This window comes from Streptomyces sp. TLI_185, from assembly GCF_003814765.1.
In the GTDB taxonomy this organism is placed as follows: domain Bacteria; phylum Actinomycetota; class Actinomycetes; order Streptomycetales; family Streptomycetaceae; genus Streptomyces.
On record NZ_RKRB01000001.1, the window covers coordinates 3,975,003 to 3,990,454 of the forward strand.

10 protein-coding genes are annotated in these 15,452 nt (G+C 70.3%); 4 read left to right on the forward strand and 6 right to left on the reverse strand.

Annotated features, from left to right (window positions below):
* Positions 1–3 precede the first annotated feature (3 nt).
* Positions 4–945 (reverse strand): EamA family transporter, encoded by a 942-nt coding sequence (locus EDD92_RS18140; protein ID WP_123965302.1) that lies wholly within the window; start codon positions 943–945, stop codon positions 4–6.
* Between the two features lie 89 nt (positions 946–1,034).
* Between EDD92_RS18140 and EDD92_RS18145 the strand changes: the two genes are divergently transcribed.
* The 3 genes from EDD92_RS18145 (at position 1,035) to EDD92_RS18155 (ending at position 4,862) form a co-directional block, all read left to right on the forward strand.
* A complete protein-coding gene (locus EDD92_RS18145) occupies positions 1,035–1,952 on the forward strand; it encodes a LysR family transcriptional regulator (protein WP_123965303.1) in 918 nt (305 codons plus the stop codon).
* A gap of 331 nt (positions 1,953–2,283) precedes the next feature.
* A complete protein-coding gene (locus EDD92_RS18150; RefSeq protein ID WP_123965304.1) occupies positions 2,284–4,077 on the forward strand; it encodes a glycoside hydrolase family 3 protein in 1,794 nt (597 codons plus the stop codon).
* A gap of 155 nt (positions 4,078–4,232) precedes the next feature.
* Positions 4,233–4,862 carry a hypothetical protein gene (locus tag EDD92_RS18155; protein WP_123965305.1) on the forward strand — a complete coding sequence of 210 codons (630 nt, stop codon included), beginning with the start codon at positions 4,233–4,235 and terminating at the stop codon, positions 4,860–4,862.
* A 34-nt stretch (positions 4,863–4,896) separates the two neighbouring features.
* Here the strand turns inward: EDD92_RS18155 and EDD92_RS18160 are convergent, their stop codons facing one another.
* From EDD92_RS18160 to EDD92_RS18180, 5 genes are all read right to left on the reverse strand, one after another.
* The gene (locus EDD92_RS18160; RefSeq protein ID WP_123965306.1) at positions 4,897–6,318 is read right to left on the reverse strand and encodes a S28 family serine protease; all 1,422 of its coding nucleotides are present in this window, start codon (positions 6,316–6,318) and stop codon (positions 4,897–4,899) included.
* A gap of 97 nt (positions 6,319–6,415) precedes the next feature.
* Positions 6,416–6,811, reverse strand: a complete 396-nt coding sequence (locus tag EDD92_RS18165) for a hypothetical protein (protein WP_123965307.1) — start codon at positions 6,809–6,811, stop codon at positions 6,416–6,418.
* Positions 6,812–6,965: 154 nt separating this feature from the next.
* Complete coding sequence (locus tag EDD92_RS18170; protein ID WP_123965308.1) at positions 6,966–10,670, reverse strand: ABC transporter ATP-binding protein; 3,705 nt, start codon at positions 10,668–10,670, stop codon at positions 6,966–6,968.
* 129 nt (positions 10,671–10,799) lie between these two features.
* Positions 10,800–11,819, reverse strand: coding sequence for an esterase-like activity of phytase family protein (locus EDD92_RS18175; RefSeq protein ID WP_123965309.1), 1,020 nt, complete (start codon positions 11,817–11,819; stop codon positions 10,800–10,802).
* Positions 11,820–11,867: 48 nt separating this feature from the next.
* Complete coding sequence (locus EDD92_RS18180) at positions 11,868–12,722, reverse strand: serine hydrolase (RefSeq protein ID WP_123965310.1); 855 nt, start codon at positions 12,720–12,722, stop codon at positions 11,868–11,870.
* A gap of 220 nt (positions 12,723–12,942) precedes the next feature.
* Here EDD92_RS18180 and EDD92_RS18185 point away from each other — a divergent pair, with 220 nt between their 5' ends.
* Positions 12,943–15,276, forward strand: coding sequence for a glycosyltransferase family 39 protein (locus tag EDD92_RS18185; RefSeq protein ID WP_123965311.1), 2,334 nt, complete (start codon positions 12,943–12,945; stop codon positions 15,274–15,276).
* Positions 15,277–15,452: the final 176 nt, after the last annotated feature.

A 15,452-nucleotide genomic window follows, 5' to 3' on the forward strand; every position in this document is an offset into this window, starting at 1 on the left:
CCCTCATGATCGGCCGAGCGCGGGCTCGATCGCCTCCGCGTCCACGGGATGGACGCCAGGGCCTGTGCCGAGTTCCCCGCCTGCGCCCCGTCGCCCCCGCGTCACCGACGCCAGCCCCACCCCGCTCACCAGCAGCGCCGCCGCACACCACCGCAGCGGGCTCACCCCCTCCCCCAGGAAGACGGCCGCCGACGACATCCCGAAGACCGGGACGAGGAGCGAGAACGGCGCCACCGTCGACGCCGGGTACCGGCGCAGCAGCCGGCCCCACGCCCCGAAGCCGAAGACCGTCGTCACCCAGGCCACGTAGACGACCGTGGCGGCGCCCTGCCAGTCCAGGGCGCGCAGGGCGTCGTAGTCCCTGCTCGGGCCCTCCAACAGCAGCGACAGACAGAGCAGCGGCAGGACCGGGACCGTGCTCACCCAGACCATGAAGTTCAGCGCGTCCGGCGGTGCCGCCTTCCGGGTCAGGACGTTCGAGACGCCCCAGCAGGCCGCCGCACCGATCACGAGCGCGAAGGCGCCGAGCGGGCCCGTCGTGCCCTCGTCCGCCGCCGCGACGCCGATGCCCGCCAGCGCCACCGCCATGCCCGCCACCCGTACCGCGGACGGCCGTTCACCCAGCACGACGAAGGCCACCCCGGCCGTGAACACCGCCTGAATCTGCACGACCAGCGACGACAGACCCGCCGGCATCCCGGTGTCCATCCCGATGAACAGCAGGCCGAACTTGGCCACGCCGAGCACCAGCCCCACAGCCAGCACCCACCTCCACGCCACCTTCGGGCGGCCCACGAAGAAGACGGCCGGCAGCGCTGCCGCGAGGAAGCGCAGGGCCGAGAACAGCAGCGGAGGGAAGTGGTCGAGGCCGATCTCGATGACCGTGAAGTTCACGCCCCAGACGGCGGCGACGACCACGGCGAGAGCAAGGTGTGCAGGTCGCATGCGTTCGAGCATCACGCCCCACGACCATGTAGCACCAGCGATGATTACTGCATGGTCGGATGAAGCAACGCTGATGAATGGAAGCTCCCGTGCTCGACCTCCAACGCCTGCGCGCCCTGCACGCCGTCTCCGTCCACGGGACCGTGGGAGCGGCGGCCGCCGCGCTCGGGTACACGCCGTCCGCCGTGTCCCAGCAGATCGCCAAGCTGGAACGGGAGACCAGGACCGTACTCTTCGAGAGAGAAGGTCGAGGGGTCCGACTGACCCCCGAGGCTCATCAACTCGTCGATACAGCACAGGAGTTGCTCGCCATCGTCGAGCGGGCGGAGACCGCGCTGGAGGAGCGGCGCGGGGTGCCGGCGGGGCGGCTGACGATCGCCGCGTTCGCCTCGGCGGCGCGCGGGCTGATGCCCGCCGTGCTCGCCGACCTGGCCGCCCGGCACCCCGCGCTCGACGCCCGGCTCAGCGAGATCGACCCGCATCTCTCCGTAGACCTGGTCGCCAAGGGCGCGGTCGACCTGGCCGTGGTGCACGACTGGGACATCGCGCCGCTGCCCGTGCCGCCGGGCGTCGAGCACGCGGTGATCGGCGACGACCGCAGCACGCTGCTGGTGCCCGTCGGCCACCCCTTCGCCGGGCGGGAGTCCGTACGGCGCGAGGAGCTGGGCGGGGAGCGGTGGGTGTGCCAGCCGCCGGGGCGGGTGTGTCACGACTGGCTGGTGCGGACCATGAGGGCCGCCGGGCACGAGCCGGAGATCGTGCACCAGGCGGACGAGAACCCTACGCTCGTCGCGCTGGTCGCCGGCGGCCTCGGCGTCTGTCTCGTCCCGCGCCTGGGCCGCGGCCCGCTGCCCGCCGGGGTCGTCGAGGTGCACCTCGAGCCCGCCCCCGTACGACGCCTCTACGCCCTGTGGCGCAAAGGAGCCGCACGTCGTCCGGCGATCGCAGAGGCCGTACGCACTCTGCAGGAGCAGTGGCCGAACATCACGTCCCACCCGTCCCGTTGAACGCTCATGCACCAACTTCCGCGAATCGCGGGCAACGCGGGAACCCGCCCCGAATACGGTTCGTCCAACCCGCAAGCTGCCGGATGAGTCTCCGCCGTGCGGTGTCGGCCCTCGCTGCTGGCTGCGATCGCTGACCCACCCTCTCCGCCGTACTGCGGCCGGCAGCACGCCGCCATCGGCGCGCCCCCCTCCAACAGCGCCGATGGCGGCCCCTCCGCGAAAGCCCCTGCCGTGCGCGCTCCCTTGACTGGCAGAAACTTCCCGGATATTGAGTCCCACACGGAAGTTTCCTTCAGCCGATCTCCAACGGATCACCCCGGAAGGAGCGCACGTGCCCTCCAGACGTACCGTCCTCGCCGCCTCCGCAGGCGTCACCGCAGCTCTGGCCATCGGCACCACTGCAAGCGCCGGCACCCCCGGCGACAAGAAACTCCGCTCCCTCATCTCCCGTATGACCCTGGAGGAGAAGGTCGGCCAGCTCTTCGTCATGCGGGTCTACGGCCACTCGGCCACCGCCCCCGACCAGGCCGACATCGACGCCAACCTCAAGGAGATCGGCGTCCGCACGGCCGCCGATCTGATCGCCGAGTACCGCGTCGGCGGCATCATCTACTTCACCTGGGCGCACAACACCAAGGACCCGCACCAGATCGCGGATCTGTCGAACGGCATCCAGCGCGCCTCCCTCACGCAGCCCCGCGGCCTGCCCGTGCTCATCACCACCGACCAGGAACACGGCATCGTCTGCCGCGTCGGCAAACCCGCCACCCTCTTCCCGGGCGCCATGGCCATGGGCGCCGGCGGCTCCCGCGAGGACGCCCGCGCCCTCGGCCGTATCTCCGGCGCCGAACTGCGCGCGATGGGCATCAACCAGGACTACTCCCCCGACGCCGACGTGAACATCAACCCGGCCAACCCGGTCATCGGCGTCCGTTCCTTCGGTGCCGACCCGGAGGCGGTGGCCCGCCTGGTCGCCGCCGAGGTCGCCGGGTACCAGAGGTCGTCGGTCGCCGCGACCGCCAAGCACTTCCCGGGCCACGGGGACACGGCCGTCGACAGCCACTACGGCTTCCCGGTCATCACCCACAGCCGGGAGCTGTGGGAGAAGCTGGACGCCGTGCCGTTCCGGGCGGCCGTCAAGGCGGGGATCGACTCGATCATGACCGCGCACATCCAGTTCCCGGCCCTCGACGACTCCGGCGACCCGGCGACCCTCTCCCACCCGATCCTCACCGGCATCCTGCGCGAGGAGCTCGGCTACGACGGAGTGGTGGTGACGGACTCCCTGGGCATGCAGGGCGTGCGGACCAAGTACGGCGACGACCGCGTCCCCGTGCTCGCCCTCAAGGCCGGCGTCGACCAGCTCCTCAACCCGCCCGACCTCGCCACCGCCTGGAACGCCGTCCTGAAGGCCGTACAGGACGGGGAACTCACCGAGTCCCGGCTGGACGAGTCGATCCTGCGCATCCTGAAGCTCAAGGCCAGGCTGCGGCTGTTCGACGACCCCTATGTCAGCCAGAAGGGCGTCGACCGCACCGTGGGCACGGCCGCGCACCTGGCCGCGGCCGACCGCATCGCCGAGCGCACGACGACCCTGCTGGTCAACAGGGCGGGCCTGCTGCCGCTGTCCCGGCGCTCGCACCGGAAGATCCTGGTCGTCGGCGCCGACCCGGCCTCCCCGTCCGGTACGACGGGACCGCCCACCGGCGTCCTCGCGACCGCCCTCACCGAACTGGGCTTCACCGCCACCGCCCTGTCCACGGGCACGGCCCCCTCCGCAGCCACCGTCGCCGCGGCGGTCGCGGCGGCGCAGGACGCGGACGCGGTGGTCGTGGGCACCTACAACGTCACCGCGGGCAGCTCGCAGCGCACACTGGTCGAACAGCTGGCGGCGACCGGCAGACCGGTGGTGGCGGTCGCGATCCGCAATCCCTACGACGTGGCTCAACTCCCGTCCGCCTCCGCACACTTGGCGTCGTACTCGTGGACCGACGTGGAGCTGCGGGCGGCCGCGCGCGTCATCGCGGGCAGGGCGGCACCACGCGGGAAGCTGCCGGTGCCGGTGCAGCAGGCGGACGATCCGGCGAAGGTGCTGTATCCCATCGGGTACGGACTGTCGTACTAGAACCCCGTGCGTCCCGTGCCCGGTGCACGGGGCGTAGGGCGCATACGTCACGCACCCGGCGTGCGACCCCAAACTGACCCAAAGCCTCCCGCGCGTCTGGCGTGCGCCCGCTGCGGCGGGTCACGCTGGCTGAGGGGGCACCAGGGGGGATCGCGATGCGTGAGAGAAGTTCCGTGGGGGTGGTCTGTGCACTGCTGGTACTGGTCGCTGCCCTGCTGACCGGCTGCCAGGTCCTGAAGTCCGGGTCGGACAAGGACGGCCGGGCGGCGCCGAGGGCGACCACGACCCAGCCCTCCGGCTACGGGGCGGTGTTCCTCGCCGTCGACGAGTGCAGTTCGTTCGGCTCGACGAGCTTCACCGAGGTGCCGTGCACCAGCGAGCGGGCGGCAGCCCGGGTCGTGGCACGCTACGACGGCACGGCGGGCGACGGTCCGCTGTGCCCGGCGACCACGGACTTCGTCCTGCACATCAGCCGGCAGAACCCGTCCTCGGACGAGGACGGCGACGGCTCGATCCCGCAGGGCTACGCCTGTATGCGCAACCTGCAGCCACCGCACCCCGGCGACCCGGGCGGCGGGGGCGGCCCCCGCACCATCGTCGGCGACTGCGTCTACGGCTCCGGGAACGGGCAGGTCCGCGAGACGGCGTGCGACGGCAGCGGCGGGAAGAAACCGCAGTACCAGGTGGCGAAGGCGGTCGCCAGGCGCGCCCGGTGCCCCGCGGCGACGGCACTGTATGTGCAACTGGACGGCGCGCAGCCGGTGGGCTGCGCCCGGCGGGTGTGAACAACCGCCGGGCGCAGCACAGGAGTCGGCGGAGCTACGGGCGCAGAGCCGGCTCGCGCTCCAGGTCCCGCACGTCCAGCTTGCTGTCGAACCTGGCCAGCGGCTTCGCCGCGGCCGTGGAGGAGGCGGGGACACCGGCCCACTGCAGGATGCGGGCGGTGGCCAGCGCCTTCTGGTCGGCGACCAGCCCGGCCACGTTGGCGCCGTGGTTCAGCCCCGGTGCCGTGAAGACGTACGCGTCCTTCGCGCCCTTGCCGACACGGAAGCGCTCCGCGCCCCACGGGTCGTTCTGGCCGTAGACGAAGAGCATGTGGTACGCGTGGTGGCGCACCCAGGAGTCGACGTCGCGCATCGCGTACGGCTGGAACTTCATCGGGATGTCGCGCGGGACCAGGTTCCGCGGCGACTCGTAGCCGTAGCGGATGTACTGCTTCTCGATGTACGGGAAGTGGATGTCCGGCGCGCCCAGCTGCGTGCCCGCCTGGTAGTAGTACGGCGTGTACGGCTCCAGGCCCTGGTCGGTGTAGAACGAGAAGCCGGAGATGCTGTCCACGGAGTCCCAGATCGCCTGGTCGGTCGCGGTCTTCGCGTCCGCCGGGATCGTGGCGCAGTCGCGCAGCAGGCTGTACTGCCAGAAGCCCCACACGTAGTCGAGGACGACGGCCTCGTAGGCCCGGTCCAGGCTGCCGATCGTGGTGAAGGTGTAGCCGTTGTCCGCCGCGTAGGCCGCGTACTTCTTCTCCAGCGGCTCCCGGCGCACCAGCGCCTCGCGCTGTACGGCGTTCAGCCGGTCGCGGCACTCCTTGGTGCCGACCTTGGTGAAGAAGCGGTCGTAGGCGGAGTCCTCGTTGTTGACGACGTCGTTCGGGGCGACGTATGCGACGACGCCGTCCATGTCGCGCGGGTAGAAGCGCTCGTAGTACGTGGCGGTCATGCCGCCCTTCGAACCGCCCGTCGAGATCCACTTCTTGGTGTAGATGGACTTCAGCGCCTTGAAGATGCGGTGCTGGTCGCTGGCCGCCTGCCAGATGTCCAGTTTGCTCCAGTCGGCCGGGGCGGGCCGGGAGGGCGTGAAGAAGCGGTACTCCATGGAGACCTGGTTGCCGTCCACGATCTGGGTCGGCTCGCGGCGGCTGGGTGTCGTGGAGACGTTGTAGCCGCCGGTGTAGAAGACCGTCGGGCGGCTGACGTCCTTGTGCAGCACGGTGATCCGCTGCTGGAACGTGCCCTTGGACGGGTCGCGGTGGTCGACCGGCTGGGTGTAGTTGAGGACGAAGAAGCGGTAGCCGGTGTACGGCTTCTCCTCGATCAGGCTCATCCCCGGTATGGAGAGCAACTGATCCTTGATTTCGGTCGTTCCGGTGGCCTCCGGCTGTGCGGCGGTGGCCGCCCCCGCCGTGCTCAACGTGCCTATGAACACGGCGAGCGCGAGCAGCCATCTGAGCGCCTTGCGCATGCACCCTCCCCTGTGAATCAGATGTGCGAGCGGAAGCTATCGGAGCAACTCCGCTATGCACCAGGGGAGATGAGGGATTACTGCTGTGATTGGCGGGTTAGTAGCGCTTCCAGCCACCGGAGTCGTACGACCCGCGGCCGACCGAGCCCTTGATCCACACCTTGCGGTGTCCGACGTACGAGCGGACCGGGCCGGCGTGCTGCGCGAACAGCCCCTTGTCGACGACGGGCTCGAAGCCGCGGGCCTGCAGGCTGACCATCATCGGGCGCCTGCCGCCGCTGCTCTTGGGGACGGTGATCGCGCAGAGGTAGTTGCCGCTCTTGTAGAGCTTCACAGATCCGGTGGAGAAGGAGAACGTCCTGATCTTGCGCCCCGAGCAGGACGAGGCATCGGCGGCCTGTGCCTCCCCCGGCGCCGCGAGCGCCAGCAGCCCGGAAGCGGCCAGCACAGCGAGGAACGCACCGAGCCGCCGCCGTATCGCACCACTGTCCACTGTGTTCCCTCCCGTACCCCGGCGATGAACGTACGGGTGTACGGACGCAGGACGTATGTCCGATGGTTGCACGGCCGTCAGTAGGACATGCCCACCGGCTCCTCGGGCTAGGCCTCCCCTCGCACCGCCCGCCCCTGGCGGGCCAGTCAGCCGGTCAGGCCCCCACCGGCGCATCGGCGCCGACGAACGTCCGCCACAGCGCGGCGTACCGGCCCTCCAGCGCCAGCAGCTCCTCGTGCGTGCCGTCCTCGACGACCCGGCCGTGATCCATGACCACGACGCGGTCCGCGCGGGCGGCGGTGGTCAGGCGGTGGGCCACCACGAGCGTGGTACGGCGGCCTGCGAGGCGGTCGGTGGCCTGGTTGACCTGGGCCTCCGTGGCCAGGTCGAGGGCGGCCGTCGCCTCGTCGAGGAGGAGGACGTCGGGGTCGACGAGTTCCGCACGGGCCAGGGCGATCAGCTGGCGCTGGCCGGCCGAGAGGTTGCGGCCGCGTTCGGCGACCTCGTGGAGGTAGCCGCCGTCGAGCGTGGCGATCATCTCGTGCGCGCCGACCGCGCGGGCCGCCGCCTCGACCTCGGCGTCGGTGGCGTCCGGGCGGCCGTAGGCGATGGCGTCGCGGACGGTGCCCTGGAACAGGTACGCCTCCTGCGGGACGACGCCGAGACGGTGCCGGTAGGAGGTGAGGTCGAGGGTGCGCAGGTCCTGGCCGTCGACCGTGACCCGGCCGCCCGTGGGGTCGTAGAAGCGCGCCACGAGCTTGACGAGGGTCGACTTGCCGGCGCCGGTCTCTCCGACGAAGGCCACCGTCTGGCCCGCCGGGATGCTCAACTCGATGCCGCCGAGCGCCTCTTCGTCGTCGCCGTACGCGAAGTGCACGTCTTCGAAGGCGACTTCGCCGCGCAGGGACAGCACTTCGAGGGGTTCGTCGGCGGACTTGGTGGAGGTCGGCTCCTGGAGGAGTTCCTGGATGCGGCCGAGGGAGACGGTGGCCTGCTGGTAGCCGTCGAAGACCTGGGATAGCTGCTGGACCGGGGCGAAGAACAGGTCGATGTAGAGCAGGTACGCCACCAGGGCGCCGGTGGTGAGCGTGGCGGCGTCGACCCGTCCCGCACCCGCTATCAGCACGGCTGCGGCGGCCACGGACGACAGCAGCTGCACAAAGGGGAAGTAGATCGAGATCAGCCACTGCCCCCGTATACGGGCCTTGCGATAGCTGTCGCTGCGCTCCGCGAACCGCCGGCCGCCGTCCCCCTCGCGCCGGAAGGCCTGCACGATCCGCAGCCCGGAGACGGACTCCTGGAGGTCGGCGTTCACCACCGACACCCGCTCACGGGCCAGTTCGTACGCCTTCACGCTCGCCCGGCGGAAGAAGAACGTCGCGACGATCAGCGGCGGCAGCGTGGCGAAGACCACGAGCGCCAGCTGCAGGTCGATCACCAGCAGGGCGGCCATGATGCCGAAGAAGGTGACGACCGAGACGAACGCGGTGACCAGACCGGTCTGCAGGAAGGTGGAGAGGGCGTCGACGTCCGTCGTCATCCTCGTCATGATCCGGCCGGTCAACTCCCGCTCGTAGTAGTCGAGTCCGAGCCGCTGGAGTTGCGCGAAGATCTTCAGACGGAGCGAGTACAGGACCCGCTCCCCCGTGCGCCCTGTCATCCGGGTCTCACCCCGCTGTGCCGCCCACTGCACCACCACGGCGAGCAGCGCCAGCAGCGAGGCCGACCAGACCGCGCCGAGGGCGAGCTTGCTGACGCCCTGGTCGATGCCGTGCCGGATCATGATCGGCAGCAGCAGGCTCATGCCCGCGTCCACGGCGACGAGCCCCAGGCTGACCAGCAGCGGCAGCCCGAAGCCGCGCAGCAGCCGCTTCAGGCCGTACGACTCCTCCGGCCGCACCGCCTGTGCCTCGTCGATGTCCGGGGTGTCGTTCGCCGGGGGCAGCGCGTCGACCTCGGCAAGCAGTTCGGGGGTGGCGGGCATCCCGGCCAGCGCGGTGTCCTTGGGCTCGCGGTCGCCGGTCCACAGGCGGGGCGTCAGACCGCGCTCGGCGTCGAACTCGGCGTCCAGCTCGTCCCGTACCGAGGTGTCCTCGGCCGGTACGGAGGGCTGGGTGTGGCCGGGCGAGACGCCGCCGAGCTCGTCGGGGTCGGTGAGTAGACGGCGGTAGAGGGCGGATCGTTCCTGCAGTTCCTCGTGGGTGCCGATGTCGGCGAGGCGGCCGGCGTCGAGGACGGCTATGCGGTCGGCGAGGTTGAGGGTGGAGCGGCGGTGCGCGATGAGCAGGGTCGTGCGGCCCTGCATGACCTGCTTCAGCGCCTCGTGGATCTCGTGCTCCACGCGGGCGTCCACGGCGGAGGTGGCGTCGTCGAGGACGAGCAGGCGCGGGTCGGTGAGGATCGCGCGGGCCAGGGCGACGCGCTGGCGCTGGCCGCCGGAGAGGGTCAGCCCGTGCTCGCCGACCTTGGTGTCGTAGCCGGCCGGGAGCTCGGTGATGAATCGGTCCGCCTGGGCGGCACGCGCGGCGGCCTCGATCTGCTCGTCGGTGGCGTCGGGACGGCCGTAGGCGATGTTGCTGCGCACGGTGTCCGAGAAGAGGAAGGAGTCCTCGGGGACCAGCCCGATCGCGGCCCGCAGCGAGTCGAGGGTGAGCTCGCGGACGTCGTGTCCGCCGATCAGGACGGCGCCGTGGGTGACGTCGTAGAAGCGGGGCATCAACAGGGACACGGTCGACTTGCCGGAGCCGGAGGAGCCGACGACGGCGAGGGTCTCGCCGGGGCGGATCTCGAAGCTGAGCCCGTCGAGGACGGGACGCTCATGGTCATACCCGAAGGACACGTCGTCGAACTCGACCGTGGCGGGCGCGTCGGCGGGGAGTTCCTTGGTGCCGTCGGTCATGGACGGCTGGGTGTCGATCAGCTCCAGGACGCGCTCGGTGCCGGCGCGCGCCTGCTGCCCGACCGTGAGGACCATGGCGAGCATGCGGACCGGGCCGACCAGCTGGGCGAGGTAGGTGGAGAAGGCGACGAACGTGCCGAGCGTGATGTGTCCGCGGACGGCCAGCCAGCCGCCCAGCGCCAGCATGGCGACCTGGCCGAGCGCCGGGACGGCCTGGAGGGCCGGGGTGTACGTGCTGTTCAGCCGGATGGTGCGCAGGCGCCCCGCGAACAGCCGCCGCCCGACCTCCCTGAGCTTCCCGGTCTCCTGCTCCTCCTGCCCGAAGCCCTTCACCACGCGTACGCCGCTGACGGCGCCGTCGACCACACCGGCGACCGCGGCGGCCTGGGCCTGGGCGTACCAGGTGGCGGGATGCAGCTTGGAGCGGCTGCGCTTGGCGATCCACCACAGAGCGGGGGCCACGGCGAGGGCGACCAGGGTCAGCGGCAGCGACAGCCAGGCCATGATCACGAGGGAGATCAGGAAGAGCAGGAGGTTCCCGATGGTCATCGGGAGCATGAACAGCAGGCCCTGGATCAGCTGGAGGTCGCTGGTGGCGCGACCGACGACCTGGCCTGTGGACAGCTCGTCCTGGCGGCGCCCGTCGAGCCGGGTGATCGTCTCGAACATCTCGGTCCGCAGGTCGTGCTGGACGTCGAGGGCGAGACGGCCGCCGTAGTAGCGGCGTATGTAGGTGGCGATGTACACGAGGACGGCGGCACCGAGCAGGGCGCCCGCCCAGGGCGCCATGCGGCGGCTGTGGTCGCCGATGACGTCGTCGATGATCACCTTGGTGACCAGCGGAACCAGCGCCATGACGGCCATACCGGCGAGCGACGAGCCGAGGGCGAGGAGAACGTCCTTGGGGTAGCGCCAGGCGTATCCCGCCAGCCGTCGTGCCCATCCCCGTTGCGGTTCCACGCGGGTGCCCTCCGTCGCTCAGAAGTCCTGATCTACCGGAAGGCACCAACGCGTACGGGCGGCGATTTCATCCCGCTGCAACAAATCGGGGGACAAAGCGGAGGGGACGATCAAAAACGGAGGGGCCGATCAGACGCGTACCCGCAGAAAGTAGAACCGCGTCGTCTGCACCGCGTTCTGGTTGTCGTCGCTGACCAGGAGCACCTTCAGGCGGCCCTTCGAGTACCCCGTGATCGCCATGCCCTCGATGTTGTCGAGGAGGGGGTTGGGCTGGGGCTGCTTGGCCGTCGCTCCCAGTGACGGGCAGGTCACCATGTCCGTGAGCAGGGTCTTCTTGATCAGGCGTACGCCGGACTGGCCCGTGAGGTTCTCGATGCCGCTGGTGTCCGTCGCGTGCCGCGGGTCGGCCAGGTAGAGGCGGACCGTGTTGCCGACGCCGGAGGTGAAGCCGCGCTCCAGGACGAGCAGGCGGCCGTCGGGCGTGGCCTGGACCTCCGGGACACCGAGACCGGAGTCGACCGGATACGCGTACTGGGCACCGAGCCGGAAGTGCCCGCCCTTCGTCCGCTCCCAGGTCTGGAAGCGGACGATGGTCGTGGAGTCGCCGGAGATCGCGTTCTCCATCGAGGCCAGGAGGGCATGGCCGCCGGGGAGGAGGGTCAGGCCCTCGAAGGTCTGGTTGGACGTGGCGCGTCCCGCGGGGGCGACGAGGAGCGAGGACGGGACCGGGAGGCGGTCGAGGATCTTGCCGTCCACGCTGTAGCGGCGGACGGACGGCTCGGTCTCCGAGGTGATCAGTCGGGTGCCGTCGCCGTCGATGACCAGGCCCTCGCTGTCGAGCGCGGCGCCCTTCTCGTCGGCGAGCGGGACGACGGACTGCGGCGCGAGGCTCTTCCGGTCCAGGGCGAAGAGGGACGAGCGGTCCTCCAGCGCGGCCAGGGATCCGTCGCGGTCCACGGCGAGCGCGGAGAAGTTGCCCACGAAGGTGCCCTGGTACGTCGTCTTGTCGAGCGCGTCGGAGAAACGGTCGATGGAGACGGAGGGCGAACAGGCATGGCTGTTCTGGGCGTTGGCGGGCCCGGCGGCGGTCAGACTGGTGGCCGCCGCCAGGGCCGCGGTGACTGTCGCGAGTACGGTTCTCAGGCGCATGGGCGTCACCGTAGAGCGGGTGGGTGACGGGCGGGAGACCGGCAGGGGTCAACTCGCGGCAAGATCCCTGTGAATGACCTTGGCGACGCCCTGGATGGTGTTGATGCCGTAGTTCATGGTGCTGTTGCCCCACGTCAGCACCGTGATCATGTAGTCGTGGCCGCCGCCGTTGAAGGTGCCGAGGCTGTGCACCCGCCAGCCGTGCGTGGAGCGCTGCAGCCAGCCGTTCTTGACGTGGACCGAGACTCCGGAGGGCGCTCCGTACGGTGTGCCCCAGCGCTGCGAGGAGATGACCTGGCTCATCAACTTCAGGATGTACGCACGGGAGTTGTCGCTCAGGACCGTGTTCTGCGCGGTGATCAGCTTGAGCAGCTTCTGCTCGTCGGTGACGTTGATCTGGGTCAGGCCCCAGTAGCCGTTCGCGCCCGGCACGGTCTTCGTCATCCCGGCGGCGCTCAGGAAGCCCTTGATCTTCGTCAGGCCAAGCTGCTTCCAGAGCTTGCTGGTCGCAGTGTTGTCCGACTTTGTGATCATGGCCTTGGCAAGCGAGGCCTCGGTGTCGGTCAGGTAGCGGTTGTGCTTCTTCGCGTCCCACAGCAGCGTGGCGAGGACGGTGACCTTGACGGCGCTGGCGGAGTCGTAGGACGAGGTGGCTCTGAGCGAACAAGTGGTGTTGGTGGAACGGTCGTAGAGGCCGACCGAGACGGTGCCCGTGCGGTTCGCGAGGGCGGCGGTGATGTCCTTCTGGAGTTTGGTGGCCAGGGCGGCCTTGGAGGACGTACAGCTGACGGTCGGTGTCGTGGCGGCCGCGGCGGGCGAGGCGGCGGCCACGACGGGTAGGAGTACGCCGGCCGCGATGCCCGCACCGAGCACACGGGCGCGCCGGGATATGTGGTGAGTCATGGAGGTCCCCCGTCATCTTGATGGCGATGAGCGCACAGCGCACTCGTGGCGCACTCTTAGCACGCTCACCTCTCTTGACTCACAGAAATGTCCGGAAGTTGTACGCGCGTTCGATGATTGGCGGTCAACTTACCTCAGTGGCACGGTTCCCCAACTTATTCACAGCCGTTGGCCAGGTTCGCCACAGCGCGCACTCACTCCCCCTTTGCACGATGCGCTCGTGACATCTGCCACCGATCCACTCCCCCACACCACCGAGACCGTCTCCGCCGACTGGCCGCCGCCGGCGACACCTGCGGCACCCCCGGACAAGGCGCCCCGCTGGTCGCTGCCCGCGCTGGTCGCGACCCTGGTCCTGGCGGCTGCCCTGTATGCCTGGAATCTCTCCGGCTCCAGCATGAACACCTTCTACAGCGGTGCCGTCTGGGCCGGCACGCAGAGCTGGAAGGCGTGGTTCTTCGGCTCGCTGGACCCGGGCAACTTCCTGACCGTCGACAAACCGCCGTTCGCGCTCATGGTCATGGGCCTGTCGTGCCGCGTCTTCGGCTTCGGCACCTGGCAGATGATGGCACCGATGATCGTGGTGGCCCTCGCCACGATCTGGATCCTGCACGCCAGTGTGAAGCGGGTGTGGGGGCACGGCGCGGCAACCGTCGCCGCGCTGGTGTTGGCGCTCACCCCGATCACCGTCGCGATCAACCGCGACAACAACCCCGACACACTCCTGGTGTTCCTCATGGTGGCGGGCGCGGCGCTCGCGTTCCGCGCCACCCGTGACGAGAAGCTCCTGCCGCTGCTCGGCTCCGCCGCCTGCTTCGGCCTCGCCTTCAACACCAAGCTGCTCGCGGGCTGGATCGCCCTCCCTGCCGTCTTCGCGCTCTACCTCTACGCGTCGAAGGCCCCGTGGGTGAAGCGGGCCGTGAACCTGCTGCTCGCCGCGGTCGTCCTGGCCGTGTCCAGCTTCTGGTGGGCGATCGCCGTGTCCCTGGTCCCGGCCTCCGACCGGCCGTACATCGGCGGTTCGACGGACGGCTCGGCCTGGGACCTGATCATGGGCTACGACGGCCTCGGCCGTGTCCTCGGCGGCGAGGGCAACGGCGGAGGCGGCGGAGGCGGAGGCGGAGGCGGCGGCTTCTCCGGCTCCGCCGGCCTGGGCCGGATGTTCAACGACATCCTCGGCGGCCAGATCTCCTGGCTGCTGCCCTTCTCCGCGATCGCCCTGATTGGCGGCCTGGTCCTGTGCGGCCGCGCCCCGCGCACCGACCTGCGCCGGATGGCACTGGTCCTGTGGGGCGGCTGGACCCTGCTGCACTACGTGATCTTCGCGACCGCCCAGGGCACCATGCACCCGTACTACACGACCGCTCTCGCCCCGGGCATCGCGGCGCTGTGCGGCGGCGGTGGCGCAATGCTGCTGGACGCCTTCCGCCGCGACAAGCGGTGGGCGTGGGTGCTCCCGCTCGCCTTCGGCGTCACCGGCATCTGGGCGATCGTCCTGCTCCGTCGTGCCTCCGGCTGGAACACGTGGCTGTGGCCCACGATCGGCGTCCTGACCGTGGCGGGCATCGTGGGCATGCTGGTCTTCCGCTCCGGCTCCCGGGCCCGGCTGCTGACGGCGTCCCTGGCGGCGGCGGTCGTCGCGGCTCTCGCGGGCCCGACGGCGTACGCGGCCTCGCCGGCCTTCGGCTCCTCCGGCGGCATGATGGGCGGCACCAACCCGACGGCCGGCCCCTCCACGGGAGGCGGCTTCGGCGGCGGCCCCGGCGGCAACCGGGGCGGGTTCCCGGGCGGCGGCGAAATGCCGGGCGGCACCCGGCAGGGTGGCGGCAACCAGGCCGGCGGCTTCCCCGGCGGCGGCGAGCTGCCCGGCGGCACTCAGCAGGGCCAGAACGGTGAGCTGCCGGGCACCGGACAGATGACGCCGGGCGGCGGCAACGGCGAACTGCCCCAGCAGGGCAGCGGCAACAGCAACGGCCAGGCGCCCGGCGGGAACAGCGAGACGGGCGGCGGCACGGCACCGGGCGGCACCGGCACGAGCGGCGGTACGTCCGGACAGCGCGGCGGCTTCGGCGGCATGGGCGGTGGCCCCGGCGGCGGGATGGGCGGCGCGGACAGCGAGCTCATCTCGTACCTGAAGAAGCATCAGGACGGCGCCAAGTGGCTGCTCGCTGTCTCCAACTCGCAGAGCGCCGCGCAGATCGAGCTGAGCGCCAGGGAACCGGTCATCTCCATGTGGGGCTTCACCGGCTCCGACAAGGCGATGACGGTCGCCAAGCTCAAGGAGCTGGTGAAGAAGGGCGAGCTGCACTACATCCAGATCGGCAGCGGCGGCATGGGCGGCGGTATGGGCGGCGGCCCCGGCGGGGGCAACAACCTCAGCACCGAGGTGTCGAACTGGGTGAAGCAGCACGGCACGGCGGTGAAGGAGAGCGCGTACAGCAAGAGTTCGACGTCGAACGCGACCCCGAACACGAGCTCCTCGTCCTCCTCGTCCTCCTCGTCCCGGTCGAGCTCGTCGTCGCTCTACCGCCTGGACCCGTCGGACGTCAGCTGAACGAGACCGGCACACGAAAAAGGTCCCCGATCACCGGTCGGGGACCGTTTCGGTGCATCCAGGTGCATCAACTCGCGTAGAGACAGCCCGATTTGCCGTTACCGGTAACCCGATCGACACCTTTACTCTCTTTACCGGACCGCATGTCCATGCCACGCTCCCATCTGCCGCCTCCA